Genomic DNA, 14275 nt, shown 5'->3' with positions numbered 1-14275 from the left:
GGCCGGGCTCCGCGTGCGTCCGCGCCGTGGACGGAGAGGCCTCCCCGTGAACCGGGGTGGTCACGGGGGCCATCGGCGCGGACGTCTTCCGGGGCTGGTCTCGGTGGGGCGGTCGCGGGGGACCGGGGGCGGGGACGGGGGAGGCCGGAGGTGCGGCGAGGGGGTCGCGGCCCTTCGGGGCGGTGTCACCTCAGGAGGGCGTCGAAGTCACCGGTCTTGGCGCCGCGGACGAAGGCCTCGATCTCGGCGGGGGTGTACACGAGCGCCGGCCCCTGGGGGTCGCGGGAGTTGCGCACGGCGATGTCCCCGTCCGGGAGCGCGGCGACCTCGACGCAGTTCCCGTCCGGATTGCTCCAGCTGCTCTTGGTCCAGACGACCTTGGGCAGCCGGCTCGCGGGAACGCCGTTGTAGATCGGATGCATCTCAACCTCCTGGAACTTCGGGGGGACTCGTGAGCGGGGATCTGTCCACACGCGGTAGATCCTTCACCGCGCCCGTCGTGTCTCGCCACCGGGCCCGCCTTGCGGGCGGACGCCCTGTGGGGGGCGAACCGTCCCGTGGTGGGTTGTTTCGTCCCGGTGCGAGTCAGAGCGTAGCTCATGCACGTGCATTGGTGATTACGTCCGTAAGTACCTATGCAAGGACGGCGGGTGATTCGGGTTCGAAACCGCACGTCACACCTAACGTGGGGGAGAGGCGCGCGGTTCTCCGGGGCCGGATCGTTCTCCACTCGTGGCCGAAGCCGGTCAGCCGGGAACCCGTTCCGGGAGCGCAAAGCGAACGCCCGGGCGCTGAGAGCGACCGGGCGTGCGGCGGAGGGTGCGGGGAGGCGGGGAGGGTCAGGGGTAGCGCTCCAGGAAGCCGCGGAGGATCTCCTCGGTCGCGGTGGGCGGCGGCGCCTGGGTGGCGAGGTGGTCCATCGTCTGGGAGTAGCGGTTGGTGTCCTCGTACTTGTCGAAGTACAGGGCGCTGCTCAGCTGCTCCAGGTAGACCACGTCGGGCAGCTGCGGGGTGGGGAACCGCAGGATGCTGAACGGGCCGCCCGCGGCGGGGTGCCCGCCCATCGCGAAGGTCGCGATCTGGATGGTGATGTTGGGGCGCCGGGCCATCTCGATCAGGTGCTCGACCTGGCCGCGCATCACCTCGGCGTCGCCGTAGGGGCGGTGCAGGACGGCCTCGTCGATCACGGCCCACAGACGCGGGGCCTGGGGTTCCACGAATCTGCGCTGGCGGTGCATGCGCATCATCACCCGGCTGTCGACGTCCTCCTCGGAGGTGGCCGTCCGGGACAGCCGGATGACCGAGCGGGCGTAGTCCTCGCTCTGGAGCAGCCCCGGGACGAACTGGACCTCGTAGGTGCGGATGATCGAGGCGGACTCCTCCAGGCCGACGTAGACGCCGAACCACTGGGGCAGCACGTCGCCGTACTTGTGCCACCAGCCCTGGGCGTTGGCGCTGGAGATCAGGCCGAGGAGGGCCTCGCGCTGCTGGGGGTCGTCCACCCCGTAGAGCTGGAGGAGGTCGTCCACGTCCCGGCGCTTGAAGCTGACCTGGCCGAGCTCCATGCGGCTGATCTTGGCGTGGGAGGCCCGGATGGCGTATCCGGCGTCGTGCCGCGAAATGCCCTTCTCCTGGCGGAGCCGCCGGAGCTGGGTTCCGAGGAGAATGCGGAGGACGGTGGGGCCACCACTGGAATTGGCCAGAAAATCTTGAGTGACCTGGAGATTCGTTGCGTGATCGGCGACCACATCGCCTCCTGTGTAGCGGCTTTGGCCCGTAGCGACCGCTCAGTATACCCACGCGTCCGAGGTTGCGGACAGGGGCGAGGGGGGATTGGTTCGTGGCCTAAGCGCCTCTTCTGGGCTTGGAGTAAACGCGCGTCCCCGTGTGGGAATTCTTTGACGAGGATCTACCGATAAGGGTCGTTCGTCCTATAGTCTTGCCCGGACGTTGAACTGCACGTGCATCCGTGTCTTACAGATGTAAGCCACAGGGGGTCGCGTCAGGCAAGTCCGCGCGAACCCGCCATCACACTCGTGAGGACCGTGATGAACGCAGAGCTGGTGTCCTCGGAGCTGGACTCCGGGCCGTCCTGGAGTCGTCCCTCCCTCGCGGAGGCGTCGGACGACCTCCCGTCCTGGTGGAACCACCCGCCGTGCCGCCTCGCCGTCGGCCAGGCCTCCCGGTCCCAGGAGGGCGCCGCCAGGGCGTTCGGCTCCGTCCCCGGCTCGGTCCGCCGGGCACGCGACTTCGCCGCGTCCGTCCTGGAGGAGTGGGGCGCCGAGGGCGTGCAGGAGGACGTCCGGCTGATCGTCTCCGAGCTCGTCGGCAACTCCTGCCGCCACGCCGTGGCGGGGGAGGGGGACCCCGCCGGCGTTCCGGTGGTGGTCGAACTGCGCCGCCTGGGCGAGCGCGGCGGGATCCTGTGCATGGTCGCCGACGAGAGCGCGAAGGCGCCGGTCAAGATGGACGCGCACCACTTCGCCGAGTCCGGCCGCGGCCTCGGACTGGTCGCGGCGTTCAGCCGCGAATGGGGCTGGAACCCGCTCGGCCGCGGCGGCAAGGTCGTCTGGGCCGTGTGCGGCGGCGAGGACTGACCCACCCCGCAACCGCGCGGCCGCGGTGCCTCGGGAGCTGTGGACGACGCGGCGGAGCCGCCCGGGAAGAGTAGGCTGTCAACGCATGTCGGTATTTGACCGACCGCGTCGTGACAGGACTTTCCCACACCCCATCCCGGGAGCGAGGCGTGGCCGTGCTGGACACGGAACAGGACCAGTTCCTCTGCGACGGGACCACCACCGTCGTCGGACTGACCGGTGAGATCGACATCGCCACCGCGGAGAGGGCGCTCGCCCGGATCGCCGCGGCCACGGCGGACGGCTGCGTCGTCGTCGACCTGTCCGCCGTGGAGTTCATCGACGCCTCCGGCGTCAACATGCTCGTCCGCGCACTGCGCGGAGCCACGAGGGTCCAGCACCACCTCCTCCTGGCCGGGCCCACCCGCCAGCTCTCGCGGATCCTCGACGTCCTGGGCCTGCGCGACGTCCTGGCGACCCACGACGGCGTCGCCGCGGCGGTCGCCGCCCACGCGGCGCCCCGCCACGGACACCCGCCCGGCGCCCTGCGCTGACCCGGCCCCCTCGGCGGGCGCCCCGGCGGCCGGACGCCGCACGCGAAGGGGGCGCCCCCGGCGGCCGTGCCGGAAGCGCCCCCAGGAGGGATGTCCCCCCTACTCGACCGTGACGCTCTTGGCCAGGTTGCGCGGCTGGTCCACGTCGTTGCCCTTGGCCAGGGCCAGCTCGCACGCGAACACCTGCATCGGGATCGTCGCGACGACCGGCTGGAGCAGGGTCGGCACCGCCGGGATCTCGATGAGCACGTCCGAGTACGGGCGCACCGCCTCGTCGCCCTCCTCGGCGATCACGATGGTGCGGGCGCCGCGGGCGCGCACCTCCTGGATGTTCGACACGATCTTGTCGTGCAGCACGCTGCGGCCCTTCGGGGAGGGCACCACGACGACGACCGGCAGGCCGTCCTCGATCAGCGCGATCGGGCCGTGCTTCAGCTCGCCGGCCGCGAACGCCTCGGCGTGCATGTACGCCAGCTCCTTGAGCTTGAGCGCGCCCTCCATCGCCACCGGGTAGCCCACGTGGCGGCCCAGGAACAGCACCGTGTCGGCGTCGGAGAGCGAGCGGGCCAGCTCGCGGACCGGCTCCACCGTCTTCAGGACCTTGTCGACCTGCTCCGGCATCGTGGCGAGCTGGGCGATGACCGCCGTGATCTCGTCGCCGAACTTCAGCCCGCGCACCTGGGCCAGGTACAGGCCGACGAGGTAGCAGGCGATCAGCTGGGTCATGAAGGTCTTGGTGGCGGCCACCCCGACCTCGGGGCCCGCGTGCGTGTACAGGACGCCGTCGGACTCGCGGGGGATGGTCGACCCGTTCACGTTGCAGATCGCCAGCACGCGGGCGCGCTGCTCCCGGGCGTAGCGGACCGCCATCAGGGTGTCCATGCTCTCGCCGGACTGGGAGATCGCGATGACCAGGGTCTGCTGGTCCAGGATCGGGTCCCGGTAGCGGAACTCGCTGGCCACCTCGACCTCGCACGGGATGCGGCACCAGTGCTCGATGGCGTACTTGGCGATCAGGCCCGCGTGGTACGAGGTCCCGCAGGCGATGATGACGATCTTCTCGACGGAGCGCAGGTCCTCCGGGGTCAGCCGCATCTCGTCCAGGGTCAGCAGCCCGTCGACCGACAGGCGGCCCAGGAGCGTGTCGGCCACCGCGCGCGGCTGCTCGACGATCTCCTTGAGCATGAAGTAGTCGTAGCCGCCCTTCTCGGCGGCGGACGCGTCCCAGTCGACGTGGTACTCGCGGACCTCGACGGGGTTGCCCTCGTAGTCGGTGACGACCACGGAGTCCGGCCGCAGCTCGACCACCTGGTCCTGGCCCAGCTCGACCGCCTCGCGGGTGTGCGCGATGAACGCGGCCACGTCGCTCGCCAGGAAGTTCTCGCCCACGCCGCGGCCGACGACCAGCGGCGAGTTGCGACGGGCGGCCACCACCAGGTCGGGGTCGTCCACGGACGTCGCGACCAGGGTGAAAGCGCCCTCCAGCCGCTTGCACACCGCGCGCATGGCCGCGGGCAGGTCCCCGTCGCCGCGCTCGGCCAGCTCGGTGCTGAGCAGGTGCGCGGTCACCTCGGTGTCGGTCTCGGAGAGGAACTTGCAGCCCTGCTCCTCCAGCTCCAGGCGGAGCGCCGCGAAGTTCTCGATGATGCCGTTGTGGACGATCGCGACACGTCCGCCGTTGTCCACGTGGGGGTGGGCGTTGACGTCGTTCGGGGCACCGTGGGTGGCCCAACGCGTGTGCCCGATACCGGCCCCCTCGCCGGAGATCGGCCGTTCCTCCAGGGCCCGGCGCAGGTTGGCGAGCTTGCCCGCGCGCTTCTCCGTGCGCAGGGCGCCGTCGCCCAGCACCGCCACACCCGCGGAGTCATATCCGCGGTACTCCAACCTTGCGAGGCCGTCCACGACGACCTGAAGCGCCGGTTGCGGCCCGACGTAGCCAACGATTCCGCACATGGCCGCCAGCGTAGGCGAAAAAGGACGCCGGATCGACCAACCACCTACCCATACCACTGGTTGTTTTCGCAGGTGGCGGTATAGACCATTTGGTGCATGGGGGCCATACCACGCAGGTGGGGGGCATGCGGGGGCGCCGAGTGGAACCGATTTCCCCCGGCTCGCGACCCGCCGAAAAACCTTTGGAGACACCACCGTGAACGTGTGGTTTCGGGCACGTTCCGCCCCGGTTCGGGGCTAGCGGGGACCGGCTGCCGAATCCGGACGACCCCCTCGTCTAGGGTGGTCATTCGTGTCTCACACGACGAAGAACGGCCTCTCCTCACCGTACGTGGAGCTGGACCGGGCGGCCTGGGCGGCCCTGCGGGCCTCCACACCCCTCTCCCTGACAGAGGCCGACCTGGCAGAGCTCCGCGGTACCACCGACCCCACCTCCCTGGAGGACGTGCGGGACGTCTACCTGCCGATGTCGCGCCTGCTGAACCTCTACGTGGGCGCGACCCAGCAGCGGCACGCCGCCGTCCGCGCCTTCCTCGGCGAGGCGGACCGCCCGGCGCCGTTCATCATCGGCGTCGCGGGCAGCGTCGCCGTGGGCAAGTCCACCACGGCGCGGCTCCTGCGCTCCCTCCTCGCGCAGTGGCCCAACCACCCGAACGTGGAACTGGTCAGCACCGACAACTTCCTGTACCCCAACTCCGTCCTGGAGTCGCGGGGGCTCATGCGGCGCAAGGGCTTCCCGGAGAGCTACGACCGCCGCGCGCTCGTGCGCTTCGTGTCGGAGATGAAGGCCGGGGCCGACCGCATCGACATCCCCGTCTACTCCCACCTGAACTACGACATCGTCCCGGGCGAACGGCAGTCCGTGCACCGCCCCGACATCCTCATCGTCGAGGGCATCAACGTCCTCCAGCCCGCCACCGCGGGACGCCTGGCCGTGGCCGACTTCTTCGACTACTCCATCTACGTCGACGCCAAGGTCGAGAACATCCGCAACTGGTACCTCGACCGCTTCCGCGAACTGCGCCGGACCGCGTTCTCCGACCCCCGCTCCTACTTCCACCACATGGCCACCACCATCCGCGAGGAAGAGGCCCTGGAGTTCGCCGCCAACACCTGGCGCACCATCAACGAGGTCAACCTCGTCGAGAACATCCGCCCGACGCGGGGGCGCGCCACCCTCATCCTCTACAAGGGGGACGACCACCGCGTCCGGCGGGTGCGGCTGCGCAAGACCTGACGGTGTTCTCGGCGAGCTCGCAGGCTCGCTGCGCGGGCTCGGGGCGTCGGAAGCCAGGGGCCTTCGTCGTCGTCTGCGCCTGTCGCTCGTTCCTCGCTCGCGGCTTGTCTCCTCCTGCAGGACCCTGGCACGCCCCTCGGTGTTCTCGGCGAGCTCGCAGGCTCGCTGCGCGGGCTCGGGGCGTCGGAAGCCAGGGGCCTTCGTCGTCGTCTGCGCCTGTCGCTCGTTCCTCGCTCGCGGCTTGTCTCCTCCTGCAGGACCCTGGCACGCCCCTCGGTGTTCTCGGCGAGCTCGCGGGCTCGCTGCGCGGGAGGCCGGTTTGGCCGGGGCCGGACGGCGGGTTAGTGTGGTCTCTCTTTTCGGCCGCGCCCCTGCACCGGGTGTCGTGCGCTCTCAAGGATCGGAACGAACCGGGCCCCTCGCGGGCTCCGGGGCGGGACCAGCGCACGCGCGTCGCCGCGCCACTGTCCCGCCGAACCTCCCGAGGTCTTCGTCATGACCACCACCGATCCCTCCGTGCCCTCGAACGACGCGCTCCAGGCCGAACGCGACCGGCTCACCGCCGCCCGCGAGGCCCTGCGGCGGATGCGCGAGGAGGTCGCCGGCAGCGAACTCGTGCTGGGCGACGTCGTCAACGACAAGGTCACCAACGCGGCCCTCCGCCGCGGCCGCGAGCGGCGCCTCGCCGCCCTGGCCGAGGTGCCGGGCGCGCCCCTCTTCTTCGGCCGCCTCGACTTCGACCCCGGCACCGTCTTCTTCGACGACGACCCCGGCGGCGCCCCCGCCCCGGACGGCTCCGCCGACGCCGACCGCGTCCAGATCGGCCGCCGCCACATCCACGACAGGTCCGGGCGCCCCATGGTCCTGGACTGGCGCGCCCCGATCTGCGTCGCCTACTACCGGGCCTCGCCCCAGGACCGGATGTCCGTCCGGGTCCGGCGCCGCTACGGCTTCACCACCGTCACCCCGGGACCGGACGCCGAACCCGAGGCGCTGCTCACCGCCTTCGAGGACGAGGCGCTGACCGACGCCCCGCCCGAGGCCGGCCAGGGCGGGGGCGAACTCCTGAACGCGGAGATCGAGCGCCCCCGCACCGGCCCCATGCGCGACATCGTCGCCACCATCCAGCCCGAGCAGGACGACCTCGTCCGCGCACCGCTCGGCACCACCCTGTGCGTCCAGGGGGCGCCCGGCACCGGCAAGACCGCGGTGGGCCTGCACCGCATCGCCTTCCTCCTCTACACGGAGCGCGAACGGCTGTCCCGCAGCGGTGTGGCCATCATCGGGCCCAACCGCTCCTTCCTCTCCTACATCCACGACGTCCTGCCCGCGCTCGGCGAGGTCGACGTCCACCAGACCACCGTCACCGAGCTGCTCACCCGCGACCTGCCCGAGCGCTCCCGCCCCGCGGCCGGGTGGATCGGACGGGTCGAGGAGCCCGCCGCCGCCCGGGTCAAGGGCCGGGCGCGCATGGCCGAGGTCCTGCGCCGCGACCTGTGGTCCCACCTGCGCACCCCGGAGGAGGCCGTCATGGTCCGCCGCGGTTCGCGCCGCTGGCGCCTGTACCCGGAGGACCTGCGCCCGCTCCTGGACGAGCTCGCCGAGCGGGGCGTCGCCTACGGCTCCGGTCGGGAACTCCTCTCCCACCGCATCGCCCACGCCGTCCTGAGCCTCATGGAGGGCGAGGGGGAGGCGTGCGACGACCGCACCCACGCGCAGGTGCGCCGCGATCCGGCCGTGCGGTCCGCGGTCACCGCCATGTGGCCCAAGGCCGACCCGATCAAGCTCGTGCTCGGCCTGCTCACCGACCCCGAACGGCTCGCCCGTGCCGCCGACGGCCTCCTGAGCCCGGAGGAGCAGGCCGCCGTCCTCCTCCCGGGGCGGCCCCGCGGCCCCCGGAGCGCCCGCTGGTCGGAGGAGGACCTGGCACTCATCGACGAGGCCTCGGCCCTGATCGGGCGCCCCGCCGGTCTCGGCCACATCGTGGTGGACGAGGCGCAGGACCTGAGCCCGATGCAGTGCCGCGCCGTGGGCCGCCGGTGCGCCTCGGGCTCGCTCACGGTCCTCGGCGACATCGCCCAGGGCACCAGCCCCTCGGCCGCCGCGAACTGGTCCACGCTCCTGGAACACCTCGGCAAGCCCACCGGCCACCTCAGGGTCCTGGACCGGGGGTACCGCGTCCCGGCCCAGATCATCGACTTCGCGGCCCGGCTCCTGCCCGCCATCGCCCCCGGGCTCGGCGCCCCGGTGGCGGTGCGCCGCTCACCCGGGTCGCTCCGTGTCACCCCGGCGGCCGGAGGGCTGGCGGCGGCCGTGGCGGACGCGTGCCGCACCGCACTGGAGGGGGAGGGCTCCGTCGGCCTCATCGCCGCCGACGCCGGCCTCGCCGCGCTGAGGGCGGACCTCGCCGCCGAGGGCCTGCCCGTACCGCTGCTCGGGGAGGACGGCGCCGGGCTGGACGCGAGCCGCCTGGTGGCCGTGCCCGCGTCCCTCGCCAAGGGCCTGGAGTTCGACGCCGTCGTGGTCGCCGAGCCCGCCGCGGTGGTCGACGCGGAGGAACGGGGCGTGAACCGGCTCTACGTGGTGCTCACCCGGGCGGTCAGCACACTGCACGTGGTGCACGAGCGCCCCCTCCCGGAGGCGCTGCGCGACGCCGTCACGGGCTGAGGTCCGCGGGCCGGGCGGGCCCGGTGCGCCTCCACGGGCCGCGCAGGAGCCCCGCGGCGAGCAGCCACAGCGCGACCGTCACCAGGTGGGCGCGCTCCAGCAGGCCGGGGGCGGCGCCGGGGCCGTCCCCGGCCGCCGCCGCGTACACCCGGAAGGCCAGGACCAGGACGGCGACGGCGGCCACCGCCTGGAGCACCGCCACGACCGCGACGAGCGGCCACGCCCGGTCCCCGGCCCGGTACCGGTCCACCGCCAGCATCGCGACCCCGACCAGCGCGGCGAGGATGGCGACCAGGGCGAACACGCCCTGGGCCGCGGTCGTGCCGCCCGCCCCCTCCGCCAGCGACTCCGCCGCGCACGCCGCGTCGGTGGCCACCACGCACCGCCCGGGCAGCACCGCCGCCACCAGCGAGGCGGCGCCGAACACGGCCATGGACCACCACGAGACCGTGAGCCACGGGACGGTCTCCCGGGCTCCCATGGCCAGCCCCAGCGCGGCGGCGACCACCACCAGGATGGCGGCCACGCGGTGCGCGCTGTCCAGGAAGCGGCCGAAGGCCGCGTCCGGGTCCGCCAGCGCGCCCTGGGCGGCCGTCCCGCCGCCGGGGAGGACGACTTCCAGCGTCCACAGGCTGTAGGCGACGGCGGCCGCGACCGCGGCGACCCTGCCGTCCCTGGAGTCCCAGTGCAGCTGCCCGGAGTTTGGCATCGTGCCCCCTGCTCTCACGGTTGTCCCACCCGTCCCCCGGGCGGGACACACCGGCGAGGTCGCCGTCGAAACACCGCTGTCCTGGGACCCTACGCTTTTCGGGACCCGACGTCACCCAACTCGCGGCGGCACTGTTATCCGCGGTTGAGTGTTCACCCGGCATCATCGGGGGACACCGGCGGACACGCGGGATACGGGACGACCGACGAGAAGGGCGCACGCATGGACGGCGCATCCACGACGCGATGGGTGATCGTGGGGGTCGACGGCACGGAGTCCAGCCGCCACGCGCTGGAATGGTCGGCGCACCAGGCGGCGCTGCGGGGTCTCGGTCTGCGGATCGTCGCCGCCGCCGGGCCGGTGGCCTCGGCGGGCGTCTTCGGCGGGCACGGGTGGACCGATCGGGCGGAGCCCCCCGACGAGACCGACACGCAGAACACCGAGAAGCTGCTGGGGTACGCCGGCGACTGGGTCGGGCGGCTCTTCCCCGAACTCCGTGTGGAGACCCGCCTGTCGTACGCGCGCCCGGTGGAGGCGCTGCTGGCGGAGGCGGCCGCGGAGGGCGCCGTCGCCGTGGTCGTGGGGTCGCGCGGCCTGAGCGGGATCGTCGCGGCGTTCGTCGGTTCCGTGGGCATCGAACTGGCCGCCCGCTCGCCCGTCCCCGTGGTGGTGCTGCCCCGCGACCACGCCGCGGCGCACGGGGTGCGCGGCCGGGTGATCGTCGGCGTCGACGGGTCCGAACCCAGCAGGAGGGCGGCGCACTTCGCCTTCGGGCAGGCGGAGTTCGCCGGGGCCGAACTGGTCGCGGTGAGCGCCTGGCAGCCCCTGGTGGCGTTCGCCGCCGCGACCGGGCCGATCCCGCCGGAGCTGTTCGACGACGCGACCGCGGCGGAGGCGGCCCGCCAGGCACTGGAGGACGAGTTGGCGGACGCCCGCCTGAACCACCCGGGCGTGGCGGTGAGCACCCGGGTCGTGCGCGCGCACCCGGTGGTGGCCCTCCTGGAGGAGGCCACGCCCGCCGACCTCATCGTGGTGGGGTCGCGCGGACGCGGGGGGTTCCGGGGGCTGCTGCTCGGGTCGGTGAGCCACTCCGTCCTGCACGGCGCGCGCGGCCCGGTCGCGATCCTGCGGTGACCCCCGGGGGCGGACGCGCGCCGGGGCGCGGCCCTTCGTGAAGGGCGCGGTCCCGGCCGCGTAAAGGCGTTTCCGTCGGCTCGCTCCGGTGAAACGATTTCCGGCGGCCGAACAATCGCGGCCCCTATTCTGCGGATATCCGGCGGCCGGATCGAATGGGGAGGCCGGGCGGCCGGCACGGGACGCGGGAGCGGGGTCCGAAGGGGCCGGATCCGCGGCAGGGCCCGTGGTGCGGGAGGCGCCCGCACTGCCGGTGCCCGCGCCCGGGGCGCAGGTTTTTTCGCGCGAAGCCGCAGTTCAGCGGAGAGCCCGGGAAAAGGCTTCCTATTTTACTCGCGGGACAAGGTCCGCGTCGTCCATACTCTTTTCACTTGCAGTGGCCGCGCCGAACAGCAGAGCAGTCGAGAATCGACGGGGGAAGTCGTGAACGGTTCCGCGAAGGGCGTCCTCGCCGCCGGAATGGCCGTGTCATGGCTGCTCACCGGTTGCGGCGCCGGCGCCGCAACCGGTGAGGAGGAGCCCGCCGGGCCCGTCGCGGCGACCGGCACCCCCGAGGCGACCGAGTCGGAGGAGCAGAGGGCGGCACTGGTCGACGGCCAGGCCACCCTGTCCGCCGCCGACCACCCCGTGCTCGGCCTCCTGCTCACCGACGGCGGGGGCAACACGCTCTACCTGTTCACCGAGGACGAGGGGGCCGGCCCCACCTGCGTCGAGGAGTGCGCCGCACTGTGGGAGCCCCTGCGCACCGCGGCCGGGACCGAGGCCGTCCCGATGACCGCCGAGGGCGTGCGCCCCGAGCTGGTCGCGGCGGTTCCCCGGCTGGACGGGGCGCCCCAGGTCACCTACGCCGAGTGGCCGCTCTACACCTACACGGGCGACGCGGCGCCGGGTGAGGCCAACGGCCAGGGCGCCGACGGGGCCTGGTTCGCGCTGGACGTCTACGGCGGGACGATCACCATCCCCGCCGCGGCCCCCCAGGGCTGACCGCCCCCGCGCCGGACCGCCCCGGCGCTCCCGGACCCGACGCCCGCGCGCCTCGCGGCGTCCCCGCTTCCCGCTTCCCGCTCCCGGGCCCGACCCGGCCTCCGTGCGCCGCCCCGGCTGCCTCCGCGCGCCTCGCGGCGCTCTCCGACCGATCCCGCCTCCCCCCGCCCCCGACGCCTGCGCGACCGGGTCCGGCCGGTCCGGACGGCCTTCTCCGCCGCCCACCCCTCCCGTCCGCGTCCTGGGCGGACCGGCCCCGCGCGGCGGTCCGTGCGCGCCCACATGGGCGGATCCGCGATGGGTCCCGAGGCGCCCGCGCCACAGGTCTAGTGGCGGCCCCGGTACCCGGAGACCGGTATGTGACGAAGAGCACGGTGTGTCGGGAGCGAGGGGGCGGTCTCCGTCCCGACAGGGGAAACCGGCTCCCAGCTGTGTCGGAACGGAGAGCGAACGCGACGTTTCCTGCGCCTTGGTGGACCACCCGAATCCCTTGCTGTGCAGTGGAAACCGACTCTTCGGCATCACCGCTATAGACCATTGGCCTATACCAATTGGTCACTGCGGGGGGTCGTCGTTCATGATGCGAGAGATCTCGACTTTCGTAGAGGAGCCGCTGTGACTGCCGTGGGTATCGACGTGGGCGCCGCCCCGACCAAGCACGAGGAACTCGTCACCTGGGTCCGTGAGATCGCGGAACTCACCCGGCCGGACGAGGTCGTGTGGTGCGACGGCTCCGACGAGGAGTGGACCCGCCTGACCGACCAGCTGGTCGAGCAGGGCACCTTCACGCGCCTGAACCCCGAGAAACGCCCCAACAGCTTCTACTGCACCTCCGACCCCAGCGACGTCGCACGGGTCGAGGACCGTACCTACATCTGCTCCGAGCGCGAGCAGGACGCGGGCCCGACCAACAACTGGATCGCCCCCGACGAGATGCGCGCCACCTTCGGCGAGGTCTTCGCGGGCGCCATGCGCGGCCGCACCATGTACGTCGTCCCCTTCTGCATGGGCCCGCTGGGCGGCGACATCTCCCAGCTCGGCGTCGAGATCACCGACTCCCCGTACGTCGTCGTCTCCATGCGCATCATGGCCCGCATGGGCTCGGCCGCCCTGCGCCTCATCGAGGAGCGCGGCGAGTTCGTCAAGGCCGTCCACTCCGTCGGCGCCCCGCTGGAGCCCGGCCAGGAGGACGTCGCCTGGCCCTGCAACTCCACCAAGTACATCTCGCACTTCCCCGAGACCCGCGAGATCTGGTCCTACGGCTCCGGCTACGGCGGCAACGCCCTGCTCGGCAAGAAGTGCTACGCGCTGCGCATCGCCTCGGTGATGGCCCGCGACGAGGGCTGGCTCGCCGAGCACATGCTGATCCTCAAGGTCACCTCGCCCGAGGGCGCCTCGCACTACGTCGCCGCCGCCTTCCCGAGCGCCTGCGGCAAGACCAACCTCGCCATGCTCCAGCCGACCATCCCCGGCTGGAAGGTCGAGACCGTCGGCGACGACATCGCCTGGATGCGCTTCGACGCCCGGGGACGGCTGCGCGCCATCAACCCCGAGGCCGGCTTCTTCGGCGTCGCGCCCGGCACCGGCGCGAAGACCAACGCCAACGCCATCGACACGCTGTGGGGCAACAGCATCTTCACGAACGTCGCCCTGACCGACGACGGCGACGTGTGGTGGGAGGGCCTCACCGAGGAGGCGCCCGCCAACCTGACCGACTGGAAGGGCCGCCCCTGGACCCCGGACTCCGCCGAGCCCGCGGCCCACCCGAACTCCCGCTTCACCACCCCGGCGGGCCAGGCCCCGACCATCGCCGACGAGTGGGAGGACCCGGCCGGCGTGCCGATCTCGGCCATCCTCTTCGGAGGCCGCCGCGCCACCGCCGTGCCGCTGGTCAGCGAGTCCTTCGACTGGCAGCACGGCGTGTACCTGGGCGCCAACGTCTCCTCCGAGAAGACCGCGGCGGCCGAGGGCAAGGTCGGCGAGCTCCGCCGCGACCCGTTCGCCATGCTGCCCTTCTGCGGCTACAACATGGGCGACTACTTCGCCCACTGGCTGAAGGTCGGCGCCACGGCCGACCCGGCCGGGCTGCCGAGGATCTTCTACGTGAACTGGTTCCGCAAGGACGCCGACGGCCGCTTCGTGTGGCCCGGCTTCGGCGAGAACAGCCGCGTCGTCAAGTGGATCTTCGAGCGGCTGGAGGGCACGGCCGAGGCCGTGGAGACCCCGATCGGCTACCTGCCGACCGCCGACGGGATCGACACCGAGGGCCTGGACCTGTCCGACCGGGACCTGGAGTTCCTGCTCTCCGTCGACCGCGACGTGTGGAAGCAGGAGGCCGCCCTGGTGCCCGAGTTCTTCAAGACCTTCGGCGACCACCTGCCCGACGAGCTCTGGGACGAGTACCACGCCCTGCTGGCCCGACTGAACCGGTAGGCGTCCGAGCCGCCCCCTTCCGCGCACG

11 protein-coding genes are annotated in these 14275 nt (G+C 72.6%); 7 read left to right on the top strand and 4 right to left on the bottom strand.

Going from position 1 to position 14275, the window contains the following annotated elements:
• Positions 1-185: 185 nt before the first annotated feature.
• The gene (locus tag ACWGL3_RS25195) at positions 186-422 is read right to left on the bottom strand and encodes a DUF397 domain-containing protein (protein WP_267947976.1); all 237 of its coding nucleotides are present in this window, start codon (positions 420-422) and stop codon (positions 186-188) included.
• A 417-nt stretch (positions 423-839) separates the two neighbouring features.
• Positions 840-1748 carry a helix-turn-helix domain-containing protein gene (locus ACWGL3_RS25190; protein ID WP_267947977.1) on the bottom strand — a complete coding sequence of 303 codons (909 nt, stop codon included), beginning with the start codon at positions 1746-1748 and terminating at the stop codon, positions 840-842.
• Positions 1749-2048: 300 nt separating this feature from the next.
• Here ACWGL3_RS25190 and ACWGL3_RS25185 point away from each other — a divergent pair, with 300 nt between their 5' ends.
• Both ACWGL3_RS25185 and ACWGL3_RS25180 read left to right on the top strand, forming a co-directional pair.
• A complete protein-coding gene (locus ACWGL3_RS25185; protein WP_267947978.1) occupies positions 2049-2597 on the top strand; it encodes an ATP-binding protein in 549 nt (182 codons plus the stop codon).
• Between the two features lie 149 nt (positions 2598-2746).
• Positions 2747-3130, top strand: a complete 384-nt coding sequence (locus ACWGL3_RS25180; protein ID WP_267947979.1) for an STAS domain-containing protein — start codon at positions 2747-2749, stop codon at positions 3128-3130.
• 99 nt (positions 3131-3229) lie between these two features.
• Here the strand turns inward: ACWGL3_RS25180 and glmS are convergent, their stop codons facing one another.
• Positions 3230-5083 (bottom strand): glutamine--fructose-6-phosphate transaminase (isomerizing), encoded by a 1854-nt coding sequence (gene glmS, locus ACWGL3_RS25175; RefSeq protein ID WP_267947980.1) that lies wholly within the window; start codon positions 5081-5083, stop codon positions 3230-3232.
• A 331-nt stretch (positions 5084-5414) separates the two neighbouring features.
• On the opposite strand from glmS, the gene coaA reads away from it, so the two are divergent.
• A complete protein-coding gene (coaA, locus tag ACWGL3_RS25170) occupies positions 5415-6320 on the top strand; it encodes a type I pantothenate kinase (RefSeq protein WP_267950234.1) in 906 nt (301 codons plus the stop codon).
• Positions 6321-6815: 495 nt separating this feature from the next.
• Complete coding sequence (locus ACWGL3_RS25165; RefSeq protein WP_267947981.1) at positions 6816-8987, top strand: HelD family protein; 2172 nt, start codon at positions 6816-6818, stop codon at positions 8985-8987.
• Here the strand turns inward: ACWGL3_RS25165 and ACWGL3_RS25160 are convergent.
• Positions 8977-9696, bottom strand: coding sequence for a DUF998 domain-containing protein (locus tag ACWGL3_RS25160; protein WP_267947982.1), 720 nt, complete (start codon positions 9694-9696; stop codon positions 8977-8979). The two genes, ACWGL3_RS25165 and ACWGL3_RS25160, sit on opposite strands and share 11 nt — an antisense overlap.
• 222 nt (positions 9697-9918) lie before the next feature.
• On the opposite strand from ACWGL3_RS25160, the gene ACWGL3_RS25155 reads away from it, so the two are divergent.
• The 3 genes from ACWGL3_RS25155 (at position 9919) to ACWGL3_RS25145 (ending at position 14247) form a co-directional block, all read left to right on the top strand.
• On the top strand, positions 9919-10830 hold the full coding sequence (locus ACWGL3_RS25155) for a universal stress protein (protein WP_267947983.1): 912 nt from the start codon (positions 9919-9921) through the stop codon (positions 10828-10830).
• A gap of 423 nt (positions 10831-11253) precedes the next feature.
• Positions 11254-11814, top strand: a complete 561-nt coding sequence (locus ACWGL3_RS25150; RefSeq protein ID WP_267947984.1) for a COG4315 family predicted lipoprotein — start codon at positions 11254-11256, stop codon at positions 11812-11814.
• A 624-nt stretch (positions 11815-12438) separates the two neighbouring features.
• Positions 12439-14247, top strand: coding sequence for a phosphoenolpyruvate carboxykinase (GTP) (locus tag ACWGL3_RS25145; protein WP_267950235.1), 1809 nt, complete (start codon positions 12439-12441; stop codon positions 14245-14247).
• The last annotated feature ends 28 nt before the right edge of the window (positions 14248-14275 follow it).

The sequence above is a fragment of the Nocardiopsis sp. NPDC055824 genome (assembly GCF_053616335.1).
The sequence above is the reverse complement of the archived record's forward strand: the minus strand, read 5'-3'. Positions and strand labels throughout refer to the sequence as shown.